Origin of the sequence: Clostridium sp., assembly GCF_050717535.1 — a bacterium.
Classification (GTDB): Bacteria; Bacillota; Clostridia; order Clostridiales; family Clostridiaceae; genus Clostridium_AD.
Genome location: NZ_JBOITM010000069.1, coordinates 98,189 through 112,462, shown reverse-complemented (window position 1 = coordinate 112,462; position 14,274 = coordinate 98,189). Strand labels below are relative to the sequence as shown.

General features: G+C 31.0%; 14 protein-coding genes and 1 other RNA gene. 1 reads left to right on the top strand and 14 read right to left on the bottom strand.

Annotation, left to right across the window (positions count from 1 at the left end; genetic code table 11):
• Nucleotides 1-176: 176 nt before the first annotated feature.
• The 8 genes from ACREVU_RS11830 to ACREVU_RS11795 all read right to left on the bottom strand — a co-directional run bounded on the left by ACREVU_RS11830 (nucleotide 177) and on the right by ACREVU_RS11795 (nucleotide 8,821).
• Nucleotides 177-1,520: an alanine/glycine:cation symporter family protein gene (locus tag ACREVU_RS11830; protein WP_431551795.1), complete on the bottom strand. Its 1,344-nt coding sequence runs from the start codon at nucleotides 1,518-1,520 to the stop codon at nucleotides 177-179.
• A 206-nt stretch (nucleotides 1,521-1,726) separates the two neighbouring features.
• Nucleotides 1,727-2,115, bottom strand: an RNA gene (gene rnpB, locus ACREVU_RS11825) — RNase P RNA component class A.
• 49 nt (nucleotides 2,116-2,164) lie between these two features.
• Entirely contained in the window at nucleotides 2,165-2,980 is an 816-nt protein-coding gene (locus tag ACREVU_RS11820; RefSeq protein WP_431551794.1) for a Nif3-like dinuclear metal center hexameric protein, read from the bottom strand.
• Nucleotides 2,971-3,660: a tRNA (adenine(22)-N(1))-methyltransferase gene (locus ACREVU_RS11815; RefSeq protein ID WP_431551793.1), complete on the bottom strand. Its 690-nt coding sequence runs from the start codon at nucleotides 3,658-3,660 to the stop codon at nucleotides 2,971-2,973. The genes ACREVU_RS11820 and ACREVU_RS11815 overlap by 10 nt, the downstream gene beginning before the upstream one ends.
• A gap of 11 nt (nucleotides 3,661-3,671) precedes the next feature.
• On the bottom strand, nucleotides 3,672-4,559 hold the full coding sequence (locus tag ACREVU_RS11810) for a PH domain-containing protein (RefSeq protein WP_431551792.1): 888 nt from the start codon (nucleotides 4,557-4,559) through the stop codon (nucleotides 3,672-3,674).
• 120 nt (nucleotides 4,560-4,679) lie between these two features.
• A complete protein-coding gene (gene rpoD, locus ACREVU_RS11805) occupies nucleotides 4,680-5,777 on the bottom strand; it encodes an RNA polymerase sigma factor RpoD (RefSeq protein WP_431551804.1) in 1,098 nt (365 codons plus the stop codon).
• Between the two features lie 20 nt (nucleotides 5,778-5,797).
• Nucleotides 5,798-7,567, bottom strand: a complete 1,770-nt coding sequence (dnaG, locus tag ACREVU_RS11800; protein ID WP_431551791.1) for a DNA primase — start codon at nucleotides 7,565-7,567, stop codon at nucleotides 5,798-5,800.
• 225 nt (nucleotides 7,568-7,792) lie between these two features.
• The gene (locus tag ACREVU_RS11795; RefSeq protein WP_431551790.1) at nucleotides 7,793-8,821 is read right to left on the bottom strand and encodes a deoxyguanosinetriphosphate triphosphohydrolase; all 1,029 of its coding nucleotides are present in this window, start codon (nucleotides 8,819-8,821) and stop codon (nucleotides 7,793-7,795) included.
• 298 nt (nucleotides 8,822-9,119) lie between these two features.
• On the opposite strand from ACREVU_RS11795, the gene ACREVU_RS11790 reads away from it, so the two are divergent.
• Nucleotides 9,120-10,193, top strand: coding sequence for a CotS family spore coat protein (locus ACREVU_RS11790; protein WP_431551789.1), 1,074 nt, complete (start codon nucleotides 9,120-9,122; stop codon nucleotides 10,191-10,193).
• A gap of 91 nt (nucleotides 10,194-10,284) precedes the next feature.
• Here the strand turns inward: ACREVU_RS11790 and ACREVU_RS11785 are convergent, their stop codons facing one another.
• The 6 genes from ACREVU_RS11785 to ACREVU_RS11760 all read right to left on the bottom strand — a co-directional run bounded on the left by ACREVU_RS11785 (nucleotide 10,285) and on the right by ACREVU_RS11760 (nucleotide 14,048).
• Nucleotides 10,285-10,458: an FmdB family zinc ribbon protein gene (locus ACREVU_RS11785; RefSeq protein WP_431551788.1), complete on the bottom strand. Its 174-nt coding sequence runs from the start codon at nucleotides 10,456-10,458 to the stop codon at nucleotides 10,285-10,287.
• Nucleotides 10,459-10,665: 207 nt separating this feature from the next.
• Nucleotides 10,666-11,898: a type III PLP-dependent enzyme domain-containing protein gene (locus ACREVU_RS11780; protein ID WP_431551787.1), complete on the bottom strand. Its 1,233-nt coding sequence runs from the start codon at nucleotides 11,896-11,898 to the stop codon at nucleotides 10,666-10,668.
• Between the two features lie 570 nt (nucleotides 11,899-12,468).
• Nucleotides 12,469-12,864 carry a retropepsin-like aspartic protease gene (locus ACREVU_RS11775; protein WP_431551786.1) on the bottom strand — a complete coding sequence of 132 codons (396 nt, stop codon included), beginning with the start codon at nucleotides 12,862-12,864 and terminating at the stop codon, nucleotides 12,469-12,471.
• Nucleotides 12,864-13,109, bottom strand: coding sequence for a hypothetical protein (locus ACREVU_RS11770; protein ID WP_431551785.1), 246 nt, complete (start codon nucleotides 13,107-13,109; stop codon nucleotides 12,864-12,866). The genes ACREVU_RS11775 and ACREVU_RS11770 overlap by 1 nt, the downstream gene beginning before the upstream one ends.
• A 409-nt stretch (nucleotides 13,110-13,518) precedes the next feature.
• On the bottom strand, nucleotides 13,519-13,686 hold the full coding sequence (locus ACREVU_RS11765) for a DUF2695 domain-containing protein (protein ID WP_431551803.1): 168 nt from the start codon (nucleotides 13,684-13,686) through the stop codon (nucleotides 13,519-13,521).
• Nucleotides 13,687-13,703: 17 nt separating this feature from the next.
• Entirely contained in the window at nucleotides 13,704-14,048 is a 345-nt protein-coding gene (locus ACREVU_RS11760; RefSeq protein ID WP_431551784.1) for a tetratricopeptide repeat protein, read from the bottom strand.
• Nucleotides 14,049-14,274: the final 226 nt, after the last annotated feature.

Genomic DNA, 14,274 nt, shown 5'->3' with positions numbered 1-14,274 from the left:
CCGACTTCCTTCAGATTCCGTCTCGCGATGGACACCCTTGTCTTAAGCTATGCACTTGGCACTATTAACCCGTGCTAGGGACTTTCACCCATTAGATTGCGCCCATGCCGGGCGCACAATAAAAAAAGCATCCACAAGAAAAGTGGATGTTTTTCTAAAAAGTATGATATGAAAAATTAGTTTTTCTTTTCAAAATCATCTTCGTAATTACTTAAAGTCTTTTTAACTAAAGCACTAAGTCCTAATAACGCAATTAGATTTGGAATAACCATTAGTCCGTTGAAAGTATCTGCAAGTTCCCAAACAAGTTCAACCTTTAAAGCCGCACCTAATACTATAAATACAAGAACTAAACATCTATACACATTTAATGCTTTTTTGCCAAATAAGTATTTAACATTGGCTTCCCCAAAGAAATACCAAGCTATTATGGTAGAAAAGGCAAAGAAGAATAGTGCTATAGCTATAAATGGTCCTCCAAAACTTCCCATTCCATTTACAAATGCTTTTTGTGTTAAAGCTATACCTGTAGTTTTTCCATCCATAGCTCCCGTAGTTAATATAACAAGTGCCGTCAATGTTAAAATTATAAAGGTATCAATAAATACACATACTATTGCAACTAGTCCTTGCTGAGCTGGATGAGCAACTTTTGCAACTGCATGTGCATGTGGAGTTGACCCCATTCCAGCTTCATTAGAAAATAAACCTCTTGCAACACCGTATCTCATAGCTTCCTTTACCCCAACTCCGATTAACCCACCAGTAGCAGCACTAGGGTTAAACGCACCTACAAATATCATTTTAAATGCTGGTCCTATATCAACAAAATTTGTTAATATTATTCCTAAACTACCCAATATATAAAATACTGCCATAATTGGAACTACTTTTTCAGTAAAAGCTGCAATTCGACCTACTCCACCAATAAAAATCATGCCAGCCAGTGCTGCAACTATTATACCAACAATTAAACGAACATTAGTATTTTTGCTTATTGCTGCGCCTATGGAGTTAGATTGTACCATATTACCTATAAACCCTAAGGCTATTATTATAGTTACTGAAAAAAATGCTGCCAGCTTTTTACTTCCAAGACCTTTACTAATATAATAAGCTGGGCCTCCGGTCATCTCGCCGTTAACTTTTTCTTTATATTTCTGACCAAGTACTGCTTCTGCAAAAATAGTTGCCATTCCAAAAAAAGCACTTAACCACATCCAAAATATGGCTCCCGGTCCTCCTGATGCTATAGCCGTTGCAGCTCCTGCTAAGTTTCCTGTCCCAACTTGGGCAGCTATTGAAGTTGTCATAGCTTGAAAGGATGACATTCCATCTTTTCCTGCTTTATGACCAAATTTAACTCCTCCAAAAGTTTGTTTAAAAGCAGCTTTAAACCTTCTAACTTGAACAAATTTTAATGTTATTGTGAAATATATACCAGTACCGCATAACAAGAATATTAATACATACCCCCACAAAACACCATTAATACTTTTAATAATTGATAAGAAGTCCATAGTTACACATCCCTTCTAGTTTTGAAAATCCTTTAGTATTAAAACGATTTCATAATAATATAATACATTTTTATTGTGAAACCTTTCACATTATATCATGTTTTATGTTTTTTTGCATTTTTTCATGAAATTATACACAATAATTAAAATTTCACTATTTTTCATGACAATAAAAAAAACATTCACTGTAAAGTGAATGTTTTTTTGGTACAAGTAAGTCTATAAGCCGAGTCCTGTATTAGACAATCATCTATCTAGGCCTATTGTTACCAATAAGCTCAAGCGATACACCCGAGAACGGGACGGGCAGTCCCATAATGTTCTCCTATTCGATCTTGCTCCAGGTGGGGTTTACATAGCCGCAAAGTCGCCATTGCGCTGGTGAGCTCTTACCTCACCTTTCCATCCTTACTAGTATATTCTAAAGGCTTAGATAAACTAAACCCTTAAAATACCTTTAGCGGTATCTCTCTGTTGCACTTTCCTTAAAGTTGCCTCCACTGGGAGTTACCCAGCACCCTTGCCCTATGGAGCTCGGACTTTCCTCTTCCAAATATTGCAAGCAATATTTAGCAGCGATTGTCTGGCTTACTTGCAAAATAATGATACCATAATACTATATGGAACGCAAATGGTATTTTTTACTACATAACTTTATATGGATCCTGAGTATGCTTTGAAATTATAACCTCATTATTATATCCATTTTCAAGAAGTCTGCTTTTAAATTTTTCTGCAAATATTTTAAAGGGGATCCACTCTGTTGCAAAATGACCAGCATCAATTAGTGCTATATTTTCTTCTTTTAAATCACTAACATGGTGATACCTAGTATCTCCTGTAATAATGCAATCTGCTCCCAATTTTACGCAGGTCTCAAAAAAGTCCTCTCCGCTTCCGTTTATAATGGCAATAGTTTCTATTAATTTATTATTATCCCCTACATATCTTATATATTCAGTGTTTAATGTTTTTTTTACATTTTTACATAAATCCATAAGTTTAATAGGCTGATCCAACCTTACTAGTCTTCCAATTCCAGTATTACCTTCATCATAATCGGGGTTTGTTTTCGGCTCAATAATCTTATAATTATTAAATCCCAAAATTTCAGTGACAATATCATTTAACCCACCCATAGCCGAATCTAAATTGGTATGACTAGAATATACATTTATCCCATTTACAATTAACTCAATAATTTTTTTACCTACTAAAGTATTCGCAGTAATAGTTTTAGGTTTTATAAAAAGAAGCGGATGATGTGTCAATATAAAATTACATCCCATATCGACGGCCTCGGATATCACGTCCAGAGTACAATCCAGTGCAATTAAAATTTTTGTAACTTCACTCTCGCTATCCCCCACCATGAGTCCTACATTATCATAATCCTCTTTTAATATACACGGTGCGAACTTTTCCATAATATCTTCAATATTTTCTACTTTTAAAAGCATTTTAAGAACTCCTTAAGTCTCATTATAATAGGGTAAAGCTGGTGTTTCCTATCCTCCGATAAAACTGTTTCCTCATTTAAAGCATTATATACTTTTAAATATTTTGAAAGCTTATATTCTATAAAGCTCTTCATTACTGCATCTTTTTTATCTAATAATATTTTGCTTATCTCGTAATATATATTATCTACTTCTTTAGTCTTATTATTATATTTAACCTTCATAATCTCATAATACTTACCATCATCTTTGCAAATCTCTTCATCAAGAATATCATATCCAGTGTTATACAAATATTCTCTTAAGACCTCAGCATTTTGAACTGGTTGAAGTATCATATATTTAAATTGCTTTACTATGTCCAAGTCTGCTTCTAAAATATCTCTAATTAAATTACCACCCATGCCTGCAATAATGGCTATCTGAACTTCTCCCACCGCAACTGTAGATAATCCACTCCCCAGCCTACAGGTAATTTGCTTTGACAAATTATTTTGAGTAATATTATTCTTGGCTTTCTCAACAGGACCCCTATTAATATCAGAGGCAATAGCGCTTTTTATTACACTATTTTGGACTAAATAAATAGGTACGTACCCATGATCCGTTCCTACGTCGATAATACTATCACATTCCGTTACCATACTTGCAATCCATTTTAATCTTATACTAAGCTCCATAGTTTCCACCCTTATCTAAAGTTAATTAATATTTTAAACTGCATAATCAAAAATATTATTGCAACAAACAGTGAGATATAAATAAATTTATATGCTGATTTTCTATCATATTTTGCGCAAAAATAGCTTGCATAATACATGCAAAAGAGCAATGCCATGTTTAATACTCCATAAATCATCTGAGTAAAAGCAAATTGTTTGCCCGTACCCATTTTTATTGGGCTAAACTTTGCATCAAAGTTTAGGGGCATAGCATTAGGTATCAAATGTTTTAAATATAATATAAATGGATTTAGAGTTAAAATTAGTATTATAATGCTTACTAGCATTAACGGTAAAATAAAATACTTATCTTTATGAAGGTTATAGCTATTATTTACTTTATATTTCCACTCCGCCATATGAATATCATGTCCTACTAGTGTTTCCTCGAAGCTTTTATAATCAACAGGTGAAACTCCATAATTCATATCCTTAGTTTTTAGATAAACAACATTTTTATTATCTGTAACAAACATTCTAGATATTCCAATTTTATCAATCACAAACCTACCCAAGGCAAAGCTACTAGCGGCTATTCCGTTAAGCTTAACCCCTTTAATTGTGCCACTTGACACAGTGTATCCTTCTATTTCATTTAATGGTAAAATTACTTTTTTTAAAGACCCAATAGCATAAATCACAAGATTTTCTTCATTAATCGTATATTTAAGTGTTGAATAAAGCAATATGTAATATATAAGGTATATATTACAAACAACTAATAAAAGTTTTAATAGACTAGCTACAATGTATGAGTTAGTAAATTTCATCAATATTATGATTAATATATTATACAATACAGCCATGAGTAACATAAACCCAAGACCTCGTTTTCCCTTAGTTACATAACTATCCATTAAATCACCTTCTTAACCAAATTATATCATTTTGAATCCACTTTGTAAACATTTTTCCATAATTTTACACCAAGAAAAAAAACATCTTAAATAAGATGTTTTTTTTCTCCATAAAATAATCTAATCTAAATAATCTTTCAGCTTTTTGCTTCTACTTGGGTGTCTTAATTTACGTAATGCTTTGGCTTCAATTTGTCTAATTCTTTCTCTAGTTACATTAAACTCTTTTCCAACTTCCTCAAGTGTTCTAGCCCTTCCATCATCTAGTCCAAATCTCAATCTTAAAACTTTTTCTTCTCTTGGAGTCAAGGTATCTAAAACGTTAATTAATTGCTCTTTAAGCATTGTAAATGCAGCCGCTTCTGCTGGTGCTAATGCATCATCATCAGGAATAAAGTCTCCTAAATGACTATCTTCTTCTTCACCAATAGGAGTTTCAAGTGACACTGGTTCTTGTGCAATTTTCATAATTTCTCTAACCTTTGCAACTGGCATTTCCATTTTTTCTGCAACTTCATCTGGTTGTGGCTCACGTCCGAGTTCTTGAAGCAGTTGCCTAGAAACTCTAATAAGCTTATTTATAGTTTCTACCATATGCACAGGGATTCTTATTGTTCTTGCCTGATCAGCTATTGCGCGAGTTATTGCCTGCCTAATCCACCAGGTAGCATATGTACTAAACTTATAGCCTTTTCTATAATCAAATTTTTCTACAGCTTTTATTAGTCCTAAATTACCTTCTTGAATAAGGTCTAAAAACAGCATTCCACGGCCAACATACCTTTTAGCTATACTAACTACTAATCTTAAATTAGCTTCTGCTAGTTTTTTCTTAGCAACAAGGTCTCCTTCTTCATTTCTTTTAGCAAGTTCAACTTCCTCACTGGATGATAATAGTGAAACTTTCCCTATTTCCTTTAGGTACATTCTAACAGGGTCATCTATAGATATGCCTTCAGGTATACTAACATCCAATTCTTCAGTTTCTGGTTCAGCCTCTGCTTGAGCTCCTGTAGCAGGAGCTGCCGCTTCGTGCATATCTCCAACAACATCTATCTCCATTGATTCCAAAACTTCATAAACTTTTTCTATTTGTTCTGGGCTTAAATCTATTTCATAAAGTTCATCCATTACCTCTTTATAAGTTAAGGTGCCCTTTTTCTTGCCTTTTTCAATAAGTTTCTTGACTAAAACCATTTTTGAACCTTTATCCTTCATCATATTACCTCCTTTCTAATTTATAATTGTTTTATATCTTTTTGTACTTCTATAAGCTTTTGGGCTAATTTTATTGATTCTTCTAGCAGGCCTTCTGATTCATATTTTTTGATTTTATTCATAATTTCTTTTTTCGACTCCTCTAACTTGAATTTTTTCAGTTGTCTTATGCAATCATTAATAAATTTTTTATGGTGCTCTTCGTCTACAGAAATTTCAATTTCCATAGTATTTATCCATTCTTTTGTACATTCTATATCATTACATCGAAATTCAATGTTTTTGATTTTCTCTTCACTTGTTAAATTTTTATATTCAACAATTAATTTATATATAACTTTATGACTTTCAAGTACTAACTGATCTATAGACATGGTTTGCGTAATATAATCGCAATTTTCCTCGTTTATAAACATAAATTTTAGTAAATTTCTTTCAGCCTTAATATAAGCTGGTTCTAAATATAATTTTTGTCCAAAATCCTGTTCTATATTCATTTTTTGAGTTTTTTTTGCATTTTTGTTAATTTCTTCTCTTAATAAGTCGTATATTGCTTGTTCTTTGATGCCAGTTGCCTCAGAAATCATTTTTATATGAACATCTTTTTCAACAGGATCTAAATCTACAATAATTTCAGTGACCTTTTTAACGTACTGTATTATCATTTCACTATTAGAAAAATTTATTCCATCTCCGGCTCTTTTTATTCTATAATTAATTATAGGCAGAGCATTGTCTATTAGATTTTGAAAAGCCTGTTTTCCACTGTTTTTTATATATTCATCAGGATCTTTACCACTAGGTACTATAAGCACCCTTAAATCAAACCCCTCATTTCTTAATGTCTCTAGTCCTCTTAATGTTGCCGACTGTCCTGCTAAATCAGCATCATATGAAATAATAACTGTATCTACATGTTTTTTTAATAATTTTGCTTGATTAATAGTAAGTGCCGTACCTAGTGATGCAACAACATTTGAAAACCCATATTGATGAAGTGAAATACAGTCCATATACCCCTCTACAATTATAATTGTACGAGATCTATTGTTTTTAATTACAAAATTCAATCCATAAAGATTTAATCCTTTATGAAATAATGGGGTCTCAGGTGAATTTAAATACTTAGGTTTGGAATCATCTAACACCCTTCCTCCAAATCCGATGACTTTGCCTTTATAATCAAACACAGGAAACATTATTCTATTTCTAAATCTATCATAATATGACCCTTTAGGACTTTTAATAATTAATCCTATATTAAATAAATCAAGTTCCGAATAACCTTTTTTTTTCAGGTGTAATAACAGGCCATCCCATTTATCAAAAGAAAACCCTAACCCAAATTTTTTCATAGTAACTTCTGTTATGCCTCGGTTTACGAAATATGCTTCAGCTTTTTTATCCGCTCTTAAATTACCATAAAAATACCTAGCCGCTTCCACATTAATATTGTACATTTTTTTATACATGTCCTTTTGTACACTAGTTTCTTCATTGTCTTCTTCTATACTAATGTTTGCCCTTTCAGCCAGGACTCTTGCAGCTTCAGGAAAATTTACATTCCTGTCCTTCATAATATAACTAATTACATTTCCAGCTTCACCACATCCAAAACACTTATAAATCTGTTTATCTTGAGACACAGTAAAAGAAGGACTCTTCTCATTATGAAAAGGACAAAGACCAATATAATTTCTTCCTGCTTTTCTAAGCTTAACTCTTTCAGATATTACATCCACAATATCGTTTTGTTCTTTTATTTTTCGGATGACATCTTCAGCAATCAATAGATTATTACCACCTTACTTATATAAATTCACAATATATTTTTATTCGACAAAAAAATGCATTATCCTTCTTTAAATCCACTTTTATCAATAATAATTTTGTTTGCTTATTATATATTCTTTATAACTTACAAATTTCCTTCAATTTTGTAATTTTTATTTTTTATTTTTTTATTTGCAATTAATATATTTTTCTCTAAACACCCATTAATTTATTCTCGTATTTTAATAAATGACAACTTTAGGTACATATATATTATTAAAAAGCATTAAACAATAATCATCACTCATACCAGATATATAATCTGCCACTCCTACATGCAAACCCTCATCCTCAACTATACCCTTGTAAAAATCTGGCATAGCCTTTGGATTGTTATAATAATATGTGAATACTTGTGTTACCACAAATTGTGCTTTTTGCCTTTCTTCCTTTAAGATGTCACCTTTGTATATATTCTTAAACATAAAATTTCTTAAAATAACCAAGGCACTGGAAACGGGCTCACTAAGCGATACGCATATTTTATCCCTATCTAAGTTATTTAATGTGTTGTAAATACAATCTTTAACTAATGTATCTATTCTCATGCCATGATTTGTACCTAAAATCTCAATAGCATCTTGGGGCAACATATTTTCACTTAATAATCCTGCTCTTATGGAATCATCTATGTCATGATTTACATATGCAATCTTATCGCTATATCTAACAACCTGACCTTCTAGGGTTTCTGCCTTCCTGATTTTAGAAGAAAACCCACTATGATTTAGAACTCCATCTAGTACTTCCTCACTTAAATTTAGTCCCTTACCTAGCTTTTCTATTTTTGTTAATACTCTAATGCTATTTTCATTGTGTCTAAATCCTCCAGGCAAAATATCATTAAGCACCTCTTCCCCATTATGAGCAAATGGCACATGCCCTATATCATGACCTAGAGCTATAGCTTCTATTAGATCTTCATTTAAGCCTATACCTTTACCTATAGTTTTAGCTATTTGTGCAACTTCTAATGTATGTGTTAATCTTGTTCTATAATGATCACTACTAGCCTTTATATATACTTGAGTTTTATGCTGTAATCTCCTAAAGGCTTTACTATGTATTATCCTATCTCGGTCTACCATATAACAGGTTCTTATATCATCCTTGTCTTCTAAGATTTTTCGCCCCTTAGAGTTTGCGGATAACGCCCCATAGATAATAATATTATTACCTTCATTAGTTTCTATTCTTTGGCGAATATTCATAAATCCCCTCCTGCCGTTCACTGTTGCACAAAACAATTATTAATTGTTTTACCTTCTGAACTTAACACTACTGTTACAATTATTCATCTTATCTTTAATATAAATATTTAAAATAAGAAACTTTAAGTGCCTTACTTATTTTTAAGCACCTTAAATTTATTTAAGCACCTTAAATTTATTTAAGCACCTTACTTAGTATTCTACAAATTAATTTAATTTCCCTTTTTTAATATTAAACGTATAATATTAATATTCTATTAATATCTTAATAATGTAATAATTTTTTAGGAGTGATAAGATGATCTCCACGGCTAAAAATTTAAATAACATAGATTTATTATCCGAAGAAAACGTAAAAAAATACATTCTGCCTCAATATAATTTAGCTAATGCTGATATATCGCAAATTAAATTTAAAGATACTGATAAACAAAGAGCTGTATATAAAGTTTCATACTTTAATAAAAGCTATTGTTTAAAGAAGGTTTATTACAGTGTAAAAGATTTATTATTTGTATATTCAGCTATAGAATGGTTATATAGAAATAATATCCATGTCCCTCGTATTCTTCCTACAAACACCAACAGCAGATTTATAGACTATAATAATATGCTATTTATACTCACCCCTTGGGTTGATGGCATTAAATGTGACTACGATAATATTGACCATGTACTAGCCTGTAGTACAAACCTTGCAAATATGCACAAAGTAAGTGTTACCTTTAAACCTATATGTGGTAGTTCAATTAAGGAAAACTATAGTATTATGGGAACTTCTATATATAAACACTATGAGAGTCTGCTTAAATTTTCTAATTTAGCTTATAAATATGATGATGCTTTTTCCAAGCTCTATCTTGAACATTTTGATTCAAGTATTAAGCTAGCCAAGTATTCTGCTGACATTTCTTATGATATAGATCAAAATAATCTTACAAAATCATTATGTCATCTTGACTATGTTAATAAAAATATCATCTTTGATGCTAATAATGAAATATGGGTAATTGATTTTGATAAATGTAGAAATGACTTTTGTGCCCATGATATTTCATACTGTTTAAGAAGACTTTTAAAAAGAGATGGTACAAAATGGGATCTGGAACTTGCCATAAGTTTTTTAGAATTATATGATAATGTTCAGCCTTTAACTTTAGATGATTATAAATACATTCTTGTTTATTTAGCTTTCCCACAAAGGTATTGGAAAATATCAAGAGATTACTACGGTAACATAAATAAATGTAATAAAAAAGCCTTCATAAATCTTCTAACTAATTCAACGGACAAAAACCAATATCAATTAGACTTTGTTTACGGTCTTATATCCTATATTGAAAATAAATTTAAAACATCAAAATTAATTTAATAGTTTGTTCACAATTAAAAAGTCACTGCAAGCAGTGGCTTTTTAAAATAAATCTATTAAACATATCATGGCTTTATAAATTATACTTATACTATTTATTTATTTTTCCACAAAATCCACTGCAATTAATCTTAAAACTAGGCACACTATATATTCTATTAACGTCATTATTTCCACATTCACATTTAATCTCAATATCCTCATTCATACCTTTCTCAATTGTGAATTCATTATTACATTTATTACATTTATAAGTATATGTCAAATTATTCACCTCTTATTTGCTATTTTATTATCTATCTACACTATTTACGTTTTTTTCTTAGCTTACTAATTCTCATTGATAAGCTTCACCTATATACATCTTTGCTATCAAATCTACATTCTATAATTATAATTCAATGTCAAAGCTTCCCAGTAGCTGCGACGCTTTATAAGAAATTTACGTCATATCATTAATTTAATTTACTACTTATATTGTACATATTTCACCATTTTCCTTTACATAAAATTGTAATGGCAGAGGATGACTTGCAAACAATAACGGTGTCAATGTATATGAATAACTTCCAGCCTTTGACACTACTAATATATCTCCAACATTAGCCTTAGGAAGCATTATATCTTTCGCCATTATATCAGCTGCTGTGCACAAATTACCCACTATGCTTACCTTTTCAAGAAATGATTTTTCTCTTTCAAAAATAGTAAATTCAAAAGCATCTTTAGCTGTAAATAATGGTTCACAACCCTTCAATTTGCTTCCCTCTGGTGCATAAGACGTTAAAAGTTCCGCTATAGAAGGTCTTAAAAAACCATTCAGTCCATTTTCAACGATTAAGTATTTTGTTCCTCTAGATTCCTTTATATCTACGATATGAGTAACATATTGACCAGCTTCACAAACTACAAACCTACCAGTTTCAATAATAAGTCTTGCATTAATTTTTTTCTTAAATCTTTGAAATAAATTTTCACATTCATCACTAAGTAGATCAAGATCAAGAGGGATATCATTTAATGATGAATATACTATACCAAGTCCTCCACCAAAATTAATAAATTCCAGTTCCCATCCCATGGTCTCTTTACAAAACAAAGCTACTTCAAAAACTTTCTCATAGTATCGATAAATTATGCTATGTTCAAGAACCTGAGAGCGCAGATGAACATGGATACCAACGATTCTTATATTAGTCAAACTGTTAAAAAAATCTCTCTGATTAATAATAGTCTCCTCATCAACACCAAATTTACTACTTACTCCTTTTTCAATATCCATAGTGTAGTCGGGGTTTATTCTTAATCCTACCTTTATATGTGATTTTTTCTGTTTTGCAACATCATTAATCAATGCCAACTCATTATAGCTGTCTGCTATTATTATTGATTTATCTATAGTTCTTTCAATATCCTTACGTGTTTTTCCTGGAGATGAGTATAATACTTTTTCATACGATAAACCTGATTCATGAGCTATAATTACTTCCTCTGCTGAAGCTGCATCTGCACCAAACCCCCTTGATACAATGAAATTTACTATAGGGTTATATGGATTAGTCTTTAGTGAATATAAAAACTCAAACTGTGAAAATCTTTCTGAAAGTGTTGCAATTTGCTTAGAAATAATACTTCCATCATATATGTAGAAAGGTCTGTCATATCGTGCCATTAATTTTTTAATAATATTTAAATTATTTTCCACAATAATTCCTCCTCACTGTGTTTTTTCACTGTATATAAAAATATAAATTAGAATGCCGCATAGATCTTCAGGATATGTTATGGCAAATAAGTTTGCAATGAATCCACCAAGTGAGTGGCCCAACGACTTCTTATCGCACCGCCATATTCTGCAATTATTAAATATTCACCAATTCTATTATATAGTAGGTATAGAATTTTGTATAGAATTGACTTTCATAAATTTTAGAACTAATCTAAACCAAAATAAAAAAACAATCCAATTGATTAGATTTGATTTTCAGCATAATGTTTTGCACTTATGACGTGTTGAGCAGTCAAAAATAGATTTAATAATAAAAATAGGGTATTGTATTTAAAATCAATAATGATTTCAAAAATACAATACCCATTTTTTTATAGTTCTACTAATCTCAAATGCCATTATACAAAGCTTTTAAGTTATACTTATACTATTTCTTTCTTGGATTGTTTACTTCAGCTTGTGCAGCTGCTACCATAAAAGACCAACCACTATAATTTACTATTATGGAACACTTCTTATAACCGTAATGATTGTCTGTATTATAATTTATTCTGATATTTTACTTACATCAATATTTAAGTTTTTCAAATCAATCACTGCTCCAACTTTCATGAGAATATCCAATCCAATTAGACCACTAATTTCACCTCTTGTATCAATTATACCAAAGTCTATTTCAATATCATTTATGCTTTGAGAACCTAATATGATTTCGTCAATCTTCTTTATAAAAGCATTATGTGAACTACCACCAACACCATAATACTCCATAATTCTATCTCCTGGCTCAGCATATATTCCAATATCATCTACTGCATCTGGTGAGATAATTGAGCCTGCAGCCCCAGTATCAATTACTACATTATTAACTATCTTTGATTTACCTTTGTAAGAAATCTGTATGGACGTAAATATCAATCCATCTCTATATTCAATGTTCATTAGATTGCACCTCTATATCCTCTTATGGTCTTTACCTCAACAACTATACTTTCATTTCCAGTATGATAAACTATTGTATTATCTCCTGAGTGAACTAGCTCCTTTGTTGCTTCTTTGTTATCATTAATAACTTTTATAACAGCCATGTCATCAATGTATTTTTTGGTTCCATCCATATGAGATTCTAATATCTGAAGCTTTACAAATTTATCTGGATATGTTCTTCTTACCTCTTCCCATTTCATGTAAAACACCTTCCTTATCGTGAATCGTTTATTATATAAATTATAACAGATTAGCTCGGTTATTAAACAATATTAGTAAATATAGTACTTACAAAATGTCTTCTAACGTTTCTCACTCAAGACATTCCTGAGACGTGTTAGCTCTTAGCTAGGTGAATGAATGTGCTTTGGCTTCTTCGAAGCTTTAACCACTTGCTGCCAAAGCGTACTTGAATGCATTGTTGCACAAATTGATTACCCATACACTAACTGTTGATGATTACGTACAACAAGAGATTCATGATGTTCTACTTTAGTGTAATTTCCCCTTATAGACCTGTAGTATAAAAACTTCTGTGGTCTTTTTTAATTTTTTGCAGAACATCATAAATCTCATATTAATTATCTGACGTCGCCAAGTTCTATGATGCTAATCTATTACAACGTTAGCTAGGACCTCACAATCACAAAAGCCACCTTTTCCTTGAATATCTTTTATAATTCTTGTCTTTTTACTTTTAGGCATATTTCCATCTAACCATTCCCTCGTAAAAGATAATGTATGATTACATCCATGCTCATCTAATTTCTCATCAATAAAATCCCCTAAAGATTCTAATTGTTCAGGGTTAACTCTAATTCATTCCATGATGAAATGCACTCCTTAAGCAAAGCTATCCTTTTCAAATCTTTTTTGTCCTTTCCACCAAACTCAATGGATTTTGCTAGGGAAGTCAAAGCTTCTGGGTAATTCAACAAAGATTCTTCTGCCTGTGATAATAGTCTCCATGCTATACTATCTTCAGGATTTAAGATAACATATTCTTTTAGCCCTTTACGTGCATCTATCAAAAATGGTATTGACTTCTTATCCGGCATTCTTCTATCTAATGAACCCTGCATAGATAACTTTTGACCTTGAAGCAATAGATCTTGAAGTTCTTTTAGGTTTTTGGACATAATCTTTTCCTCCTCTTACATACATAAATTGAGAGTTAATCTTTAGTTTTACTAGATAATGTAAGATAACTATTGTATTCCCAACAGTTGTGTCTCAAATATTTATTTTAGAAGTAGTTAGCCATATTCTACAAATATTCACTAATTTTATTATATAGTAGGTATATATTTTTGTATAGAATTGACGATCATGAATTTTAGCACTAGTCTTAATTAAAATAATAAA